This is a genomic window from Arthrobacter sp. Y3225116 (assembly GCF_059091245.1).
In genome coordinates this window covers 1-16,008 of the sequence record NZ_JBNHGL010000056.1, presented here as the reverse complement: position 1 = coordinate 16,008, position 16,008 = coordinate 1, and the positions used below count along the sequence as shown (strand labels likewise).

13 protein-coding genes are annotated in these 16,008 nt (G+C 67.6%); 4 read left to right on the top strand and 9 right to left on the bottom strand.

The genetic code is table 11. The annotated features are described in order from the left end of the window. From AC5RV2_RS07835 to AC5RV2_RS07795, 9 genes are all read right to left on the bottom strand, one after another. Positions 1-4,151 (bottom strand): Lhr family ATP-dependent helicase (locus AC5RV2_RS07835; RefSeq protein WP_494091899.1); only part of this gene is annotated, 4,151 nt, incomplete at its 3' end. A gap of 76 nt (positions 4,152-4,227) precedes the next feature. Next, positions 4,228-4,878 (bottom strand): DUF4232 domain-containing protein, encoded by a 651-nt coding sequence (locus tag AC5RV2_RS07830; RefSeq protein ID WP_494091898.1) that lies wholly within the window; start codon positions 4,876-4,878, stop codon positions 4,228-4,230. A gap of 117 nt (positions 4,879-4,995) precedes the next feature. After that, complete coding sequence (gene rlmH, locus AC5RV2_RS07825; protein ID WP_494091897.1) at positions 4,996-5,463, bottom strand: 23S rRNA (pseudouridine(1915)-N(3))-methyltransferase RlmH; 468 nt, start codon at positions 5,461-5,463, stop codon at positions 4,996-4,998. Further along, positions 5,460-6,320, bottom strand: coding sequence for a thioesterase family protein (locus AC5RV2_RS07820; protein ID WP_494091896.1), 861 nt, complete (start codon positions 6,318-6,320; stop codon positions 5,460-5,462). Before AC5RV2_RS07820 ends, rlmH begins: the two co-directional genes overlap by 4 nt. 104 nt (positions 6,321-6,424) lie before the next feature. Then, on the bottom strand, positions 6,425-8,050 hold the full coding sequence (locus AC5RV2_RS07815; protein WP_494091895.1) for a flagellar export protein FliJ: 1,626 nt from the start codon (positions 8,048-8,050) through the stop codon (positions 6,425-6,427). Between the two features lie 9 nt (positions 8,051-8,059). After that, positions 8,060-10,390 carry a transglycosylase domain-containing protein gene (locus tag AC5RV2_RS07810; protein WP_494091894.1) on the bottom strand — a complete coding sequence of 777 codons (2,331 nt, stop codon included), beginning with the start codon at positions 10,388-10,390 and terminating at the stop codon, positions 8,060-8,062. Positions 10,391-10,791: 401 nt separating this feature from the next. Continuing rightward, positions 10,792-11,793 (bottom strand): HAAS signaling domain-containing protein, encoded by a 1,002-nt coding sequence (locus AC5RV2_RS07805; protein WP_494091893.1) that lies wholly within the window; start codon positions 11,791-11,793, stop codon positions 10,792-10,794. After that, entirely contained in the window at positions 11,714-12,130 is a 417-nt protein-coding gene (locus AC5RV2_RS07800) for a PadR family transcriptional regulator (RefSeq protein WP_494091892.1), read from the bottom strand. The genes AC5RV2_RS07805 and AC5RV2_RS07800 overlap by 80 nt, the downstream gene beginning before the upstream one ends. 80 nt (positions 12,131-12,210) lie before the next feature. Continuing rightward, positions 12,211-12,420: a hypothetical protein gene (locus AC5RV2_RS07795; RefSeq protein ID WP_494091891.1), complete on the bottom strand. Its 210-nt coding sequence runs from the start codon at positions 12,418-12,420 to the stop codon at positions 12,211-12,213. Positions 12,421-12,717: 297 nt separating this feature from the next. Here AC5RV2_RS07795 and AC5RV2_RS07790 point away from each other — a divergent pair, with 297 nt between their 5' ends. The 4 genes from AC5RV2_RS07790 to AC5RV2_RS07775 form a co-directional block, all read left to right on the top strand. Then, the gene (locus AC5RV2_RS07790) at positions 12,718-12,912 is read left to right on the top strand and encodes a hypothetical protein (protein WP_493988801.1); all 195 of its coding nucleotides are present in this window, start codon (positions 12,718-12,720) and stop codon (positions 12,910-12,912) included. A 271-nt stretch (positions 12,913-13,183) separates the two neighbouring features. Next, positions 13,184-13,537, top strand: a complete 354-nt coding sequence (locus AC5RV2_RS07785) for an ArsR/SmtB family transcription factor (protein WP_494091890.1) — start codon at positions 13,184-13,186, stop codon at positions 13,535-13,537. A 312-nt stretch (positions 13,538-13,849) separates the two neighbouring features. Further along, positions 13,850-14,458, top strand: coding sequence for a gluconate 2-dehydrogenase subunit 3 family protein (locus tag AC5RV2_RS07780; protein WP_494091889.1), 609 nt, complete (start codon positions 13,850-13,852; stop codon positions 14,456-14,458). Beyond that, positions 14,451-16,008 (top strand): GMC family oxidoreductase (locus AC5RV2_RS07775; protein ID WP_494091888.1); only part of this gene is annotated, 1,558 nt, incomplete at its 3' end. The genes AC5RV2_RS07780 and AC5RV2_RS07775, both read left to right, overlap by 8 nt.

Sequence of the window (16,008 nt, the reverse complement as noted above, 5' to 3'; positions counted from 1 at the left end):
GAGGTGGTCCCGCCGGCCAGCAGCGAACGCACCGGGGCGAAGGTGTCGTTGGTGATCCGCCCGGCCCACAGCAGGTCCCACAGCGCGCTGCCGACGGCGTTGTCCCCGGGTTGGGTGCCGCTGGCCGCGAGCAGGTCGGTGAGCTGCCGGAAGAAGTAGGCGCCGCCGTAGCCCCCGGTTCCGGAGAGCGCGTTCAGCAGTTCGTATTGCAGCACGCTGGGTTCGAAATCGGGCTGGGGATTCAGCGTCAAGTGCGCGGCGTCGGCCAGATGCAGGCTGATCCAGCCGTCGTTGCCGGGCATCGACCCGGCGCCGGCGATCAGGATTTCGCCCGTGGCGGTCAGCTCGTCCAGCATGGCGGGGGCGTAGTCGCTCACGCGGGACGCCAGGATAAGCGGTTCCCACGCCGACGCCGGGATGGGCACCCCGGACAGCTGGTCCACCACCGTGACCACGCCGTCCAGGCCGCGCAGCTTCGCTCCGACGTTCTGCCAGGTCGGCAGGAACCGGCCATAGGTGGCAGGATCAACCGGCTCGACTTCCTTGCGCAGGGTGGCCAGCGACCGGCGGCGGATCTTGCGCAGCACCTCGACGTCGCACCACTCGGTCTGGCGCTGATCCGGCGCGGCCGGAGCAGCCACGCCGGCCGTGCCGTGGGCCCCGCCCTCCTCAGCGGGCGGTGCGCCGCCGGGACGGAACTCGCCTTCGACCACGCGGCCGTCCTTGAGCAACCGCTGCAGGGCGGTATGCACCACGGCGGTGCCCAGGCCCAGCCGCCTGGCACATTCGGCCGCGGTGAACGGGCCATGGGTGCGGGCGTAGCGGCTGACCAGGTCGCCGAGCGGGTCGGCCACCGGCTCGATGAACGCCAGCGGCACGCCCACGGGAAGCGGCACGCCAAGGGCATCGCGCAGCCGGGCCGCGTCTTCCACCGCCGCCCAGCGCTCGGTGCCGGCGACGCCCACTTTCAGGGCGCGGTTGGCCCTCGCCAGCTCGGCGACCAAGGGCTCGACGTCGGCAATCCCGACGGGCGCGCCGCCGGCGGGAACCGGTCCCTCGACCGACCCGCCCGCCGAACCATCCGCCGGCGCGTTAGCCGATCCGTCCGCCGGCGCGTTCACGGGTCCGGTCACCGGTTCGGCGGGCCGGACGCGGGCGGCGATCTCCGCCGTCGTCAACGGTCCCAGCAGCCGCAGCAAGTCGGCGATGCCCTCCGCGCCCCGCACCTTGCGGTCCTCGGTCAGCCGCTGCAGCTCCTGCTCGGTCCGGGCGATGATCCCTTCGTCCAGCAGTTCACGCAGTTCGGCCCGGCCGAGCAGGTCGTTGAGCAGGCCCGGGTCCAGCGACAGCGCCGCGGCCCGGCGCTCGGCCAGCGGGGAGTCGCCTTCGTACAGGAAGCTGGCCACGTAACCGAAGAGCAGCGAGCGGGCGAACGGCGACGGCTGCTGGGTGGTGGTCTCCACCAGGCGCAGCTCCCGGCGGTCGATCCCGGCGGCAATCTCCTTGAGCGCGGGCAGGTCGTAGACGTCCTGGAGGCATTCGCGCACCGTCTCGAGGATGATCGGGAACGTCGGGTACTTGCGCGCCACATCCAGCAGCTGGGCGGAGCGCTGGCGCTGCTGCCAGAGCGGGCTGCGCTTGCCCGGATTCTTGCGCGGCAAAAGCAGGGCGCGGGCGGCGCATTCGCGGAAGCGGGAGGCGAAGAGCGCGGAACCGCCCACCTCCGCGGTGACGATCTGGTCCAGTTCCTCGGGATCGAAGAGGAACAACTCGGCGCCGGGCGGCTCGTCTTCCATCATCGGCACCCGCAGCACGATTCCGTCGTCGGCGGCCATGGCGGAACCGTCCAGCCCGTACCGCTGATGCAGCCGGGCGCCGACGGCCAGCGCCCAGGGCGCGTGGACAGGCATGCCGAACGGGCTGTGCAGCACCACGCGCCAGTCGCCGAGCTCGTCGTGGAAACGCTCCACCACCAGGGTGCGGTCGCTGGGAACATCGTTGGTGGCCTGCTGCTGCTCGGCCACGTAGGCCAGCAGGTTCCCCGCGGCCCAATCGTCCAGCCCGGCGGCGGCCAGTCGCTCGCGCGCCGGCTCCTCGGCCGTGCCGGACACTTCCCGGACGAAGCGGCCCAGCGCCCGCCCGAGCTCCACCGGCCGGCCCAGCGAATCGCCCTTCCAGAACGGCAGCTTGCCCGGCTGCCCGAAAGCGGGGGAGACCAGCACGCGGTCGTAGGTGATGTCTTCGATCCGCCAGCTGGTGGCGCCCAGCGCGAAGACGTCGCCCACCCGGGATTCGTAGACCATTTCTTCGTCCAGCTCGCCCACCCGGCGGCCGCCGCTGTTCTTCGCGTCCTCGGAGCCCACCAGGTACACGCCGAACAGCCCGCGGTCCGGGATGGTCCCGCCGGAGGTCACGGCCAGCCGCTGCGCGCCGGGCCGGCCGGTGATGGTCCCGGCGACCCGGTCCCAGATGATGCGCGGGCGCAGTTCGGCGAATTCGTCGCTCGGGTAGCGCCCCGCCAGCAGGTCCAGGGTGGCCTCGTAGGCGGAGCGGGGCAGCGTGGCGAAGGGTGCGGACCTGCGCACGACGTCGAACCATTCCTCCACGTCGACGGCGCCGAGGGCGGTGGCGGCCACGGTCTGCTGGGCGAGGATGTCCAGGGGATTGGCGGGGATATACAAGGGCTCGATCCGGCCGGCGAGCATCCGCTCGACCGTCACCGTGGTGTTGACCAGGTCCTGCCGGTGCTTGGGAAACAGCACGCCTTGGGACACCTCGCCCACCTGGTGCCCGGCACGGCCTACCCGCTGCAGGCCGCTGGCCACGGATTGCGGGGATTCCACCTGCACCACCAGGTCCACGGCACCCATGTCGATGCCCAGCTCCAGGCTCGAGGTCGCGACCACGCAGCGCAGGCGTCCGGACTTCAGGTCGTCCTCGATCTGCGCGCGTGCCTCCTTGCTGACCGAGCCGTGGTGGGCGCGGGCGAGGACGGCATCCGCGCCGGAGACGGAACCGGCCTGGGCCATGATCTGGGCCGGCGGCTTGGTCTGCGTGCGGGAACCGGAACCCGAGCCGGGACCCGAGCGGGACCCCGAACCGGACCCGTTTTCCGCAGCGTCGTCAGGGGCGGCGGTGCCCCAGACGTCCTCGCCGGAGAGCGGGAGGGATTCGCGTTCGGTCCAGATCTCGTTGAACCGGGCGGTGAGCCTCTCGGCCAGCCGGCGCGAGTTGGCGAAGACGATGGTGGACCGGTTTTCGGCGATCAGGTCCACGATCTTCTCTTCGACGTGCGGCCAGATGGAGGCCGGCTGAGCGCCGGCGCCCAGTTCCTCCTGGCTGGGCGAGGCCAGCGCGGTCATGTCCTCCACCGGCACCGTGACCGTCAGGTCCCAGGACTTCCGGGCGGGAGGCGCGACGATCTCCACCGGGGAGTTGCCGCCCAGGAACCGGGCCACGGTATCCAGCGGCTCGACGGTGGCGGAGAGGCCGATCCGCTGGGCGGGCCGCTCCAGCAGGGCGTCCAGCCGTTCCAGGGTGACCGCCAGGTGGGCACCGCGTTTGGTCCCGGCCACGGCGTGCACTTCATCGATGATCACGGTGTCCACCGACGTCAGGGTTTCCCGCGCCCTGGAGGTCAGCATCAGGAACAACGATTCCGGCGTCGTGATCAGGATGTCCGGCGGGTGGGTGAGCAGCCGGCGCCGTTCATTGGCCGGGGTGTCTCCGGAACGGACGCCGACGGTGATGGACGGGGCGGGCAGGTCGAGCCGTTTGGCGGTCTGAGTGATGCCGATCAGCGGCGCGCGCAGGTTCCGCTCCACGTCCACACCCAGCGCCTTCAGCGGCGAGATGTACAGCACCCGGGTGCCGCGGGACTCCTCGCGGGCGGCGCGTCCCCGCTTGGGCGCCGCTTCCGGAACAGCGGCGGGAGGTTCGGACTGCGTCTGAGCCCGGGAGATGAATGTGTCCAGCGCCCAGAGGAAGGCCGCCAGGGTCTTGCCGGAACCCGTGGGCGCCACCACCAAGGCATGGGAGCCGGCGGAAATGGCGTTCCACGCCCCGGCCTGTGCGTTGGTGGGCGCGGCGAAGGCGCCGGCGAACCACTCGCGGGTGGCCGGGCTGAAGCGTTCGAGCACAGACGTCGTCATACCGATGTCTTGAGCCTAGCGGCCGGCACGGACGCTGTGCAGTTCCCGGTGAGCAGTTCGGGGAGCGGGCAGGCGGCTACGGGGCCTGGAAGGTGCCCACGGTCATCAGCACCACGGAGTCGTCCGAGCAGCCGACCGTCTCCTGCTTCGCGACGAGCGATTCCTTTTGGTTGGGCGGGTAGACCTTCACTCCCGCCACGTCCGTGAGTCCGCATTCCTCGCCGTAGTTCTGCGGGTTGGTCTGCTGCAGCTGCGCCTCGGCAGTACGGCCCGGCTCCAGCGTGACGGCCGCCGCCGCTGCCTCCGGGTCCCGTTCGGCCGGTGCGCCCACCTGTGCGCCGTCGGCGTCGACATAGGAGACGCCGGGGTACCCCTTGAGCGTGCAGGACCCGGGGCCGGTGTTCGTCAGTACCAGCGTGCGGTAGACGCTGCCGGCGGCCCCGGCGCCGGGTTTGGTGTGGATGGCCGCTTCGAGTTGGCCGGCGCGGCAGGAACCGTCGGAGGCCCCGCCGTCGGCCTCCGGGGACGCGGTGGCGCTTCCGCTGCTTCCGTCGCTTCCGGTTTCCGTGGCGGGGGCGGGGGACGACGACGGCGTGCTGGCCGCGGGGGTGGAAGACGCAGCTGCGGTGCCGGGTTCCTGAGCCGGTTGCCCGCAGCCGGCCAGCAGCAGGGCGGATCCAACGAACAGGGCCGCGGCGGCCGGGCGCATCCCGAAACGATTCATCATGGTCATCATTAAACACCGCGGCTCCAACAGCCCCGGACACACTGCCGCTTCCCGCGGGCCGGACACACCGCCGGCGGCTGCGCCGGAGCGCACGGCCGCTACCGGCGGGCATCCAGGTCATTCATGGTGGTACGGGCGCCCACCGGCGATTTCCTGGGCGCGGTAGAGCTGCTCCATGAGGATCAGCCGGACCAGTTGGTGAGGGAAGACCAATCTGGAAAGGGACCAGACGAAGTCGGCCCGCTGGTGGATCGAGTCGTCCACGCCGTACGCCCCGCCGATGATCAGGGTGACGTTGCGGGAGCTGTCCAGTGGCTGCTGGAGCGTGCGGGCGAGGGTGGGCGAATCGATGTTCTTGCCGCGTTCGTCCAGCAGCACCACGAAGTCGTTGGCGTACTTGCCGCTGAGCTTGGCCAGCAGGGTTTCGGATTCTTCCTCGCGCGCCGCGTCATGCTCGCGGGAGGAATGGGGGATCGGCTGCCAGGTGACGTCGAAGGGCTTCTTCATCCGCTTCTCGTAGCGGTCAATTCCTTCCGCCACCCACGACTCGTGTTTGCGGCCGATGGTCAGGATGCGCAGGGTCATCCGGCTGATCCGGGGAATTTGCGGACGGTCAGGATCTGGGCGGCGCGGCCCACCGGGCCCTGTTCATCGAACAGTTCGGTGTCCGTCAGGCCGACGCCGTCGTCGCCGAAGGTCACGCGGGTGTCCAGGCCCGTCCACTCGCCCTGCGGCTGGCGGAACAGGTGGATGGTCAGGTCAAGGTTGGGGAACATGTACTCGCGCGGGTCCTGCCGCACCGCGATGCCGTTGGCGGTGTCCACGATGCTGACGAAGCGGGCTAGCGGGTGGCTGTCCTCGCCCTGAACCAACGGGTGCAGGGTCCGCGCCCAGACGCTCCGGTTACCCGGACCGAGGTCCGCCGCGGTGCGGAACTCCGTGGACCGGATGAAGCCGCCGTCCCAGACGCTGGTCATGGGCGCCGGGGGACAGCCGCCGGGTCCGGGAAGGGGCCGGCTGAAGGTGCCGGCGACGGCGGCGGTGTCACCGGTGAGCAGGCGCCAGGCCTGCGCGCGGATGGCCGTGCGGCCTTGCGCGGTGAACGTGGCCTCCAAGAGCTCAATCGTCTTGCCCGGCCGCAGGACCCGGGTCTGGATCTCGAACTCGCCGCCGTGGATGATGCCCAGGATCTCGAAATTGATCCTGCTCATCACCATCTCGGGGCGGGGATGGTTGCGCAGCAGTTCGTGCACGATCAGGCCGGAAGCCGGTGCCATGTGCTGTTCGTGGTCGTTCCAGGCTCCTTGCGAATGCAGCGTGGAATGGAAGCGTCCGCCGTCCAGGCGCACGTAGTAAGCATCCGGAACTGTACCTCCATCGGCGCCGAGGTGCTCGGTGGCGGCGATGCCGGCGGTGGCCGCGGTGGCGGTGGAATCAACCATGCCACCACTCTAGCCAAAGCCCGCAGCAGCCTTGTCTCCCGGCTCCACGGGCTCCACGCCGGTACACCGGGCTCCACGCCGACACAACCGGGCGGGAGCCGGGCTTAACGTTCTCCGACAGGGCGGGGATCGGGCGGGGGCGCCGGGGCAACTGGCTTGGCCGGCGGCGCCCAATCCAGGATGGCCGGCGCGCCTATCGCGTCACAATCCGCGGGCTCGGGCCGTGAGGGCTCGGTGGGCCGCGTGGGCGGCTCCGGCTGCTCCTCCTCCTCGTCTTCGTTACCCCGGTTTTCCTCGGCTGCTTCCACTGCCTTTCGGTAATCTTCCAGCGCCTTCTTGTACTCCTGCTGCGCGTTTTTGTACTCCTGTTCCGCGTTCCGGTTGTCCGCCTCGCACTGCGCCAGGGCGTTCCGGTAGCCGGCCCGTGCATTGTCCCGCTGGGTGAAGAATGCCGAGCGCTCCGCCAGGGCCTGCTGGTAGACGGCGTATTCGGCCCAGTAGTCGTTCCACTGCGCCGCGATCTTGTCCCACTCCTTGTTCACCGTGGCAACGGCGGCGGCGTAGCCCTTGTACTGCTTCACGTCCGTCCGGTAGTGGTCGTAGGCGGCCCAGTAGTCCAGCACGGCCTGTTGCCATTTCCTGGCGCCGGCGGCGAGTCTCGACTCTGCGGCCTGGACACGTTCCCGGTTGGCGGCGGCTGCATCCCTGGCATCGAAAGGCACCGGTGACATGCCGGTGAACTCCCAGCCGCAGCCCGGCCCGGCGGCGTCCTCGGTCAGCAGATGGACCTTCGCCGACCTCGCCGGCTCGCTCGCGGGGCTCTTGGGCGGCCGGGGGAACTCCCGGGCGTCCGGCATCGGCGGCCAGACCGGGTAGTCCGGCAGGGCCGCCGGATTGGCCGGCTTGACCTTCAGGTCCGGTGCCGGGAAGGACACGGTTTCGTAGTCTGCGTCGGCCGGGGCCTTCGGCAGCGGCACGGCGGGGATGGATACCGTTCGGGTGACGGTGAAGGGCTTGTAGCCCGTGGCCGACCAAGGGGAGCGGGCAGCGTCGCCGGCTTTGGAATCCTGGTTTGCGCAGACGTCGGCGAGCGCGGCCGCCAGCTTCTTGTCCAGTTGCTTGGCCAGTTTCTCCAGCGGCGCTGCTGCCTTTCCCGTCACGAAGGCCAGCACGTCCCCGCGCCGAAAGGTGAGCACCTGCATGGCGCCGTGGCCGGTCTTGGCGGTGTAGGCCCGGTAGGCCTGGACCCCGGGGCCGTCCAGGTCCTCGCTCCGGACCGCGATCGCCGCCCCGGCGCAGTCGGCCGCGTTGTCCGCCAGCTTGTCCATCGCTTCGGCGCCAAGGCCGGCGGTGTAGGCGGCGGCGAGCACCTGCACCCTCTCGCCGCGCACCCTGAATGAACGGGACAAAGCCACCGAGGGAGCCGCTCCGATGTCGCACGCGTAGGGCACCGGCAGCGCCGCTCCGCGCTCCACCGGGCCCTCCGGCTTCCATTTTCCGGGCGGTTCGGCCAGCAGCCCGGTCAAGGAGATGGAGGCCGGGCTGTCCGTGAGCACCGCGCTGATTGCCACCGGCGAGGCAGGCTCGGCCACCGCCGGGGCCTGTTCCTGCGCAAAGAACATCGGCAGCCCTGATGCCTGCAGGGCCACCAGCCCCGACGCGGTGAGGGACGCCAGGCACAGCGCACCGGTGGCGAGGGCAAGAGCCGGATGTTTCTCGAAGATGGACATCGGGACTCCTTACAACCCGTCGGGAACCGTGATGGCAGTGTTGCTGCCGGCACTGAGCGTGATGGTCACTTCCTGCCGGAAGGTCAGCCTGCTGCCCGGCGGTGCCGACTGCGCGGTGACCACGTTCTGATCCACCCGCGGGTCCGGCTCGGCCGTTTCCTGCCCGATCACCGGCACCAGGCTGTTGCGCAGCAGTACCGTGATGGCCTCGTTCACGCCCAGTCCGCGGAGGTCGGGCATGGACCGGGACGTTTCAACGCTGGTGGTCAGCGGGTCGGGCTCGGGCATCGGTTCGGCGGGCAGGCCCTTGTGCAGGCCTTCCATGGTGTCCTTCCACACCGGGCCGGCCAGTTCGGAGCCGGTGAGGTCATAGAAGGTCTTGCCATAGGCATGCACCGTCTTCAACGGGTGCTGGGCCCCGCCGCGGGGGTCGCCGAGCCACACCGCCGTCGCATACTGCGGGGTGACGCCCACAATCCAATTCGCGGCGAAGTCATTCGTGGTACCCGTCTTCGCTCCGGCCTGGCGGCCCTTCGGCATGCCCAGGGCGCCCAGCGTGCCGGCCGGATGGAACGGTTCGGTCAGCGCGTCGGCTACCGTGGCCGCCACCGAAGGGCCGATGGCCTGGCGGCAGTTTGAGGCGGGAACCGGGAGCTTCTCCCCGGTATCGCTGCGGATGGCGGCGGTGACGGTGACCGGCCGGCACAGCACGCCGCCGCTGACGAAGGTGGAGTAGGCGTTGGCCATCTCAAGCGGGGAAATCTCGTAGGAGCCGAGCGCCAGCGATGCCTCCCGGCCGTGCAGCTTGTCGACGGGAATCGAGGTGATGCCCAGGGTTTCCGCGAACTCGGCGACTTCCTTCACGCCCGTGCGCTCGATCAACCGCACAAAGTAGATGTTCACCGAAGCGCGCACCGCCTGGTAGGCGTCGATAGAGCCGTAATTCTCGTAGCCGTAGTTGTGGAAACCGCCGGGCGGATTATCCAGCGAGGAGTAATAGGGGCCGTTGGCCAGCAGCTTCTGGCGCGGGGAAATCCCCTGGGACAGCGCCGTGGCGAGCACGATCGGCTTCATCGCCGACCCCACCTGGAAGGCACTGTCGGCGAAGACCACCTCGGTCTTGCCCTTGCCCTCGCCCCAGGAACGGTTCTGCGCCACTGCCGTAACGTGCCCTGTGCCGGGTTCGACGACGGCGGTGCCCAGCGCCGTGCGGTTCTTGTTGCCCATCGCTTTGCGCACTGCTTTTTCCGCCGCGTCGATGGCCTTGCGGTCCAAGGCCGTGGTCAGCGTCATGCCGCCGCGTGAGAGCCGGTCCCCGCGTTCTTCCTGGGTCTTGCCGAAGGCGGGATCGGAGAGGATTTCATCCCGGACCAGATCGCAGTAGAACGGGTACTCGGAGCCGCCGCAGCCCGAGGGCACCGATCCCGGGTCAAGGCCGAGTCGGCTGTCGCGGGCCGCCGCGGCTTCGTCCGCGGTGATCGCGCCGTGCCGCTGGAGCACATTGAGTACCGTGTTGCGCCGGTCGAGCGCTCGATCCGGGTATTTCACCGGATCGTAGTAGACCGGTCCCTTGAGCAGTCCGACGAGCAGGGCCGACTGGGGCAGGGTGAGCTTCGCCGCCGTCGTATTGAAATAGATGCGCGCCGCCGCCTGGATGCCGTACGCGCGGTTGCCGAAGTAGACGGCGTTGACATACATGTTCAGGATCTGGTCCTTGTCCAGGCGTTTCTCCAGCTGGACGGCGTACTTGGCCTCGCGGATCTTGGCGTTGTAGGTTTCGCCTACCGCCACCGACTTCTCGGTTTCATCCCGGGCATTGTTGACCAGGATGTTCTGTACCAGCTGCTGGGTGATGGTGGAGCCGCCCTGGCGCTCGCCGCCCACCGAGTTGCTCACCATCGCGCGGGTGACGCCCATGGGGTCCACGCCGTGATGTTCGTAAAACCGGGAGTCCTCGGTGGACAGCAGCGTGTCCAAAAACGTCGGCGAGACCTGATCCAGGTCCACGTCGATCCGGTTTTCGCTGTAGAAGCGGGCGAATTCCTTGCCGTCCTTATCCAGCAGGACCGTATGTTGCGGCAAGGCGGTGTCCAGCGGAAGCTCGGCGGGCAGGCCTTCCCACAGGTCCAGCACGGAATCGGTGGCCGCCGAGAAGGCGATGGCTCCCGGGGCCATCAAGGATCCCGCGCTGAGCGCAACGACCGCGACCGCACCGATCCACCCGGCGAAACGAACAACGGCGCCGCGCCTGCGCTCCGGTTGGCCCGTCTGCTGCAGCAGCTCGTCCAGCCCGACGGTATCCTTCCGACGGCGCCACCACGGTTTCGCCCCGCTCCGCATGTGGGCGGCGACCCGGCCCGGAGGAGCCGATGTTTGCCCGGCAGCTGGTATCCGGGCGTCGCGGATCTCGCCGCCCCCTGGATCACGACCCTCTTGCTCCACCCGTAGCCCCCGTCCCCCTCAGCAGGCCCGGACGTCCCCCGACGCCACCACTGGAAACCTGCAGACGAATTACCTCAAGGAGACGGCTTTCGTACGCCGCCGCGCCAGTGAGGTGGTCTTAGCGTACGGCTAATCGGGCACGACTCAACCCCTTTTTCCGACGCTTTTCGATCGCTGTCGAAATGTGACACGGGCATCATTTTGTGATGGATGTGAAAGGCCGGAATGCGCCCGAAAGCATTGACAGGACCGCTGTCCGGCACTAGTAAAAGCTGTCCCGTCGCGGCGCTTGACCGGCCCTAACTGCGTGCCGCCGCGCGCAAGGAGCGCGGCCCACGGTAGGCCTTGACCGTGGCCAACTGGTCCCATGCCGCGACAGTCCAGATGAGTACGACGGCGGCGGCCCGGTACCAGCTGGGCTCGCCGCCCGAACCGCCGAGGAGGGCCGGGTCCAGCACGTCCTGGGTCAGGAACGCGACGGTCAGGAAGATGGCAAAGGCGATGTCAGCCGCGATCATGGCGGCGAGCATCGCCGTCGACCAGCGGCCGGAAGCCAGCCGCCAGGCCTCGATCAGCGCGAGCAGCAGCAGGAAGCCGAGGTAGGAAGGTATCCAGCCGTTCCACAGGCCGGAATTCAGGAAGCCGCCGCCGTCGTTGCGGTGGCCGACATAGAAGAACGACGTCGGGAGGAATGGCACCAGGGCCATGACCGCCAGGATCACCAGCGAGGCCAACGGCTCGGGCCGGGCAATCTCCCGGGCGGGCCGCTCGCGGACCAGATCGTCCACGCTCCACCCCAAGCCGGCCATGGGGCCTGCCAGCCGGGCCTTGTCCTGGTCCGGCAGAATGCGCTCGGCCAGTGCCAGCAAAACGGTAACGACGGCGAAAGCTGTCAGGACCGCCAAGACGGCATTGCCGGCCGTCCGGCCGATCATTTCGCCAATCGCCGGATCCGGAGTACTCAGGAGGTAGACCAAGGCGTTCACCGCAGAGGCTGAGACCGCCACCAGCGGAAGCAGCCAGATCATCAGCCGGGCGAAGACAGGGAAAAGTTCCGGCCCAATCAGGTGCCGCGGCGATTCGCTGTAGCGCAGCGCCAGGCGGGAAGGGTCGCCGAGCTCCTCAAGCGCCGCCCGCTCCGCAGCCTCGGCGTCGGCCGGCGACGCGGATCCATCCGGGCCCAGCCGGGCATCGGCCATGTCGGCGAGCGTGGCGGTGATCTCACGGGCGATATCTGCGCGCGTGTTCTCCGGCAGGCGACGGACCACCTGTGCGACGTACTTTTCGGTCAGGGAGCTCATTGCGGATCCACAGTGCGGTGAGGCTGGCGGTGAGGGACGCCCATTCGGTGCGCAGCGAATCGGCTATCTCGGCGCCGAGGTCGGTCAAGGTGTAGTACTTGCGCGGCCGGGCCTCGTCGGTGTTCCACTCGGCCTTCAGCAGGCCTTGTTTCTCCAGGCGGCGCAGCAGCGGGTAGAGGGTATTGGCTTCGATCTGAAAACCGGCGTCGGCGAGAGTGCTGAGCAGCGCGTAGCCGTAACGAGGGGTGCGGCAGGCCGCCAGGCTGGCCAGCACGATCGTGCCCCGCCGCAATTCCTGTTCATGCGTGGCGAGGGTAGCGGCGTCGTCGGAGTCCATCTCCCACACAATAGTGTGTGACACACACTATTACAACGGGGAAGAAGAGGTCGCGGCGCCGCTTGTTCGCAGGGCGGCTGCTAGACCACCCGCTGGTGAACCGAGACCGACCCTTCGGCGTGTACTAACACCGGTTGCGGAACTCCCTGCAGGAAAACCAGGAAATGCTCGCCGTCCTGCTTCCGGTGGAATGCGGTCAGGACGCCGACATGCTCGTCCCCGTCGGCCGTGGTCACTGAAACGACCCGGCCAATGGCGGCGGGCTTCAACGTCTTGGCAGGAATGGCCATTGTCTTACCTTCTGAAGCCGGGGAAGTGTATGGGCCAAGGCTACGCCCGCAGCCCCGCTTCAGTAGGGCGTTCAGCGCGACAACGGCCCAGCTGAGTCGGGTTGGTGTGGGCTCGCGGCGAAGGGGTTGTGGACGTGTGCCAGATAGGCGACAGTGATAGGAATCCGTACGCGCCGGATGAGGGCGCCTGTGAAATGCTGGCCGTCGACGCCCCATCTACGATGCGGATAATGTTCAGGACCCCCTGACGATTCCCTGGTAATCCGTAACCAAAGAATCTCCGGATCAGGAGCAGTAATGACTGAAAACGTTCAGCCTGCCGACGAAGGCGCCGTCAGCGAAAACATCGAAGAGTATCAGCAGGATGACAGTCTTACCCCGGCCGACCGCATGGACCTGATTGCCAACGCCGTCGCCGCGGACGAGGACGCCGAGCGGGCGGACGAATCCCGCGACCAGGTGCAGGACGAAGGACCTGGCGACTCTCCGTGAAGAACCTGCGGCACGCTCAGGGACGTCGAGCAGCCCTAGTAACTGCAGCGCAGGGCTCCGGCGACCAATCTGGCGCCGACGACCCGCGGGCCTGCCCCTCCGGTATGTGGTGCGTAAAGCCTGATTTCAAGGATGTGGCGTCGACCGTGAGGTTGCTGCATCGCTCGGCGGCCCGACACCGAAGCCCCTGGTTGAGATAATGGCATTATCAGGAGCAGGTCCGCCTCTCAGGGATTGAGGCAGCTGCCTTGACTTGAGGAAAGCAAGCACCATGATCGACTCCGTGCGGGCACCGAGTCACGGGCACCCGGTCGCACTAAACCGGCACCAGCTTGAGGGTGCCGCTGAGACACTGCGGATGCTTGGAGAACCCACGCGGTTGCACCTGCTATTGGTCCTGACCGCCGGACCAGCGTGTGTTGCGGAGCTGGTTGCGGCGACGGGATCTGCCCGCACCATCGTGAGTCAACACTTGGCAAAGCTGCGCCTCAGCGGCCTGGTCAATGCCCGCAAGGAAGGGCGCAAAGTCATTTATTCGATGAGCGACAACCACCTGAACCGGTTGATTCAGGAAGCCGTCAGTCACGCTGGCCACACCACGCCCGGGCAGCCCGAGAAGGACTGAGGGCAGGTATCGGCCTGGACTCATTGAAAGCTGCGGCGTCCAGCGTTCCGAACCGGCGGCACCACCCGACAGAGGCGGCCGTTACGGCGTCCTTCACGCCGCTACGGGCATCTTTTATTGGGCAACGCACTCCCGTTGACACTGGGTAATTAGGGGGTGGAAAATTCTGGACATACCGATAGGTGCGCAGTTGCGGGGATGTTGTTTGCAGCGGCGCAAACCTTCGTCCGGGTCTTCCCTGGTAGCGCTGAGGCAACCATCGCGTCGGCGCATCTCGCGATTTGACGCGGGCGACGCCGAAGGAGGCGTTCTATGGACGCGAAGGATGGATCTCGGGGCGCGGTTACCTTCCTCAACACGCATGAGGCGGAGACCATCGATGCGCTGGCCGGACTGATAATACCGGGATCGGAGGACGATCCAGGGGCTCAGGAAGCCGGAGCGGTTATCTATATTGACCGCGCTCTGGCGGGCCCTTACCGGAACCTGCAGAAGTTGTACCGTGCGGGCCTCGCTGCCCTTGATGACAGTTGCGTCCAGCGACAGGGGCGTACGTTTGTCGAGCTTGACGACGGAGAGCAGAATGCCGTCCTGGAACAGCTTGCGGGGAGCGGGCTGGATAGCGCGGTGGGTGCCGAACGCGCGGAATCCGACGGGGCGGAGACGACCGACCTCGGATTGCTGCCGTATTTTTTCGCGGTGGTGAGGCAGCATGTGGTCGAGGGGACATTCGGAGACCCCGTCTACGGGGGCAACAAGAACGCCGTCGGGTGGCGTTTACTGGGATTTCCTGGCGCCCATTGGGGGTACGGCGAAGGCGAGATGGACTACGGGTTTGATGCCTCGGCCCTGCCTGTCGTAACCCTTCAGGACCTGCGGCGTGAGCGAGAGCAGCGCAAAGGAGAGCCGGACCATGGCTGAGCATGCGGACATCGTGATCGTCGGCCTTGGTGCAGCCGGCGGGGTTATGGCGAAAGAGATGGCGCAAGCCGGCATGAGGGTTGTGGCCCTTGATAAGGGTCCGCGCTACGTGGATGAAGATGTCGAGGTCAAGCACGACGAACTGCGGTACTTCGTCCGGCAGGAAATTTCCCCCAATATGGTCAGCGACCCCGTGACGTGGCGGCCCACCAAGGAGGGTACCGCAAGCGTTTTACCCTGGTCGGCCGGACCACTCGCGATCGGCCCATTGTTCGTGCCTCCCTCCATCGGGGTGGGCGGGGGGACGATCCACTGGGCCGCGTGGGCGTGGCGGTTCCGCGACGCGGAGCTGCGCCTGCGGACTACGCTAAGCGAGCGTTTAGGCCCGGAAGTTGTGGCGGACACCGCCATCGTTGACTGGCCGATGGGCTATGACGAACTTGAACCGTATTACGAGCGCGCCGAGTACGAGATCGGAGTCGCGGGCAAGGCAGGTAATCTCAACGGGGAGATTCAGGAGGGTGGCAACCCGTTCGAACCGCCGCGGAAGCGGGAGTATCCCATGCCGCCGCTGCGCATGACGGCGGGCGACAAACCATTTTCGGAGGCCGCGAAGCGGCTAGGCCTGCACCCCTTCCCGGCTCCGGCAGCAGTTAACTCCGTGGAGTACCAGGGAAGAAGCGCTTGCGTGTACTGCGGATTCTGCCGGGACTACCCCTGCCACGTTGGCGCAAAGTCCAGCAGTGCGGTCGCCCTACTTCCGCAGGCTCTCGAAACGGGCAACCTCGAAATCCGCCCGTATTCGCGGGTTTTTGAGGTAAAGCGGGATGCGACCGGGCGGGCCTCCGGTGTGCGATACATCGATCTAGTGCGGGAACAGGAACGCGAAATCGACGCCGACTACGTCGTGCTCTCGGCATACGCCTTGGAGAACACCCGGCTGCTATTGGCTTCGGGCATCGACGGAAACGGCGTCGTTGGCAAGTACTTCATGACGCATAACTACGGCTGGTTTACCGGCACGCTTCCGGACTGGACTAACCCGTTCGCCGGTCCGGCGGTTGCGACCAGCGTGGTTGATGACTACACCTCCGAGCTCGTCTCCGGTCACGGTGCAGTCTGGGGCAGCCCGATTATCGGCTTTGGCGGAGATGTGCAGCCGGTGGAAGCCACCCGGAATATGCCGGACTCGGCACCGAAATTCGGGCAGGGGTTCAAGGACTGGATGCGGGATAATTACCGGCGTACTTTCAGCATGTACCACCAGACCGCGACGTTCCCCCGTGAAGAGTTCTTTTGCGACCTGGATCCGAAGGTTAAGGACGCGTTCGGTCAGCCGGCGCTGCGGATCACCCATGACTGGACGTCGCGCGACGAACAGGACGTGGAGTTCATCATCGGCAAGAAGCGCGAAATCGCACGTGAGATGGGAATGCTTGAGTGGTGGGAGGCACCGACCGCGCCGCCTTACCATGTGTCCACCCACGAGGTAGGTACCCACCGGATGGGCGACGATCCGGGCACCTCGGTTGTGGACCGTTACGGCCAAT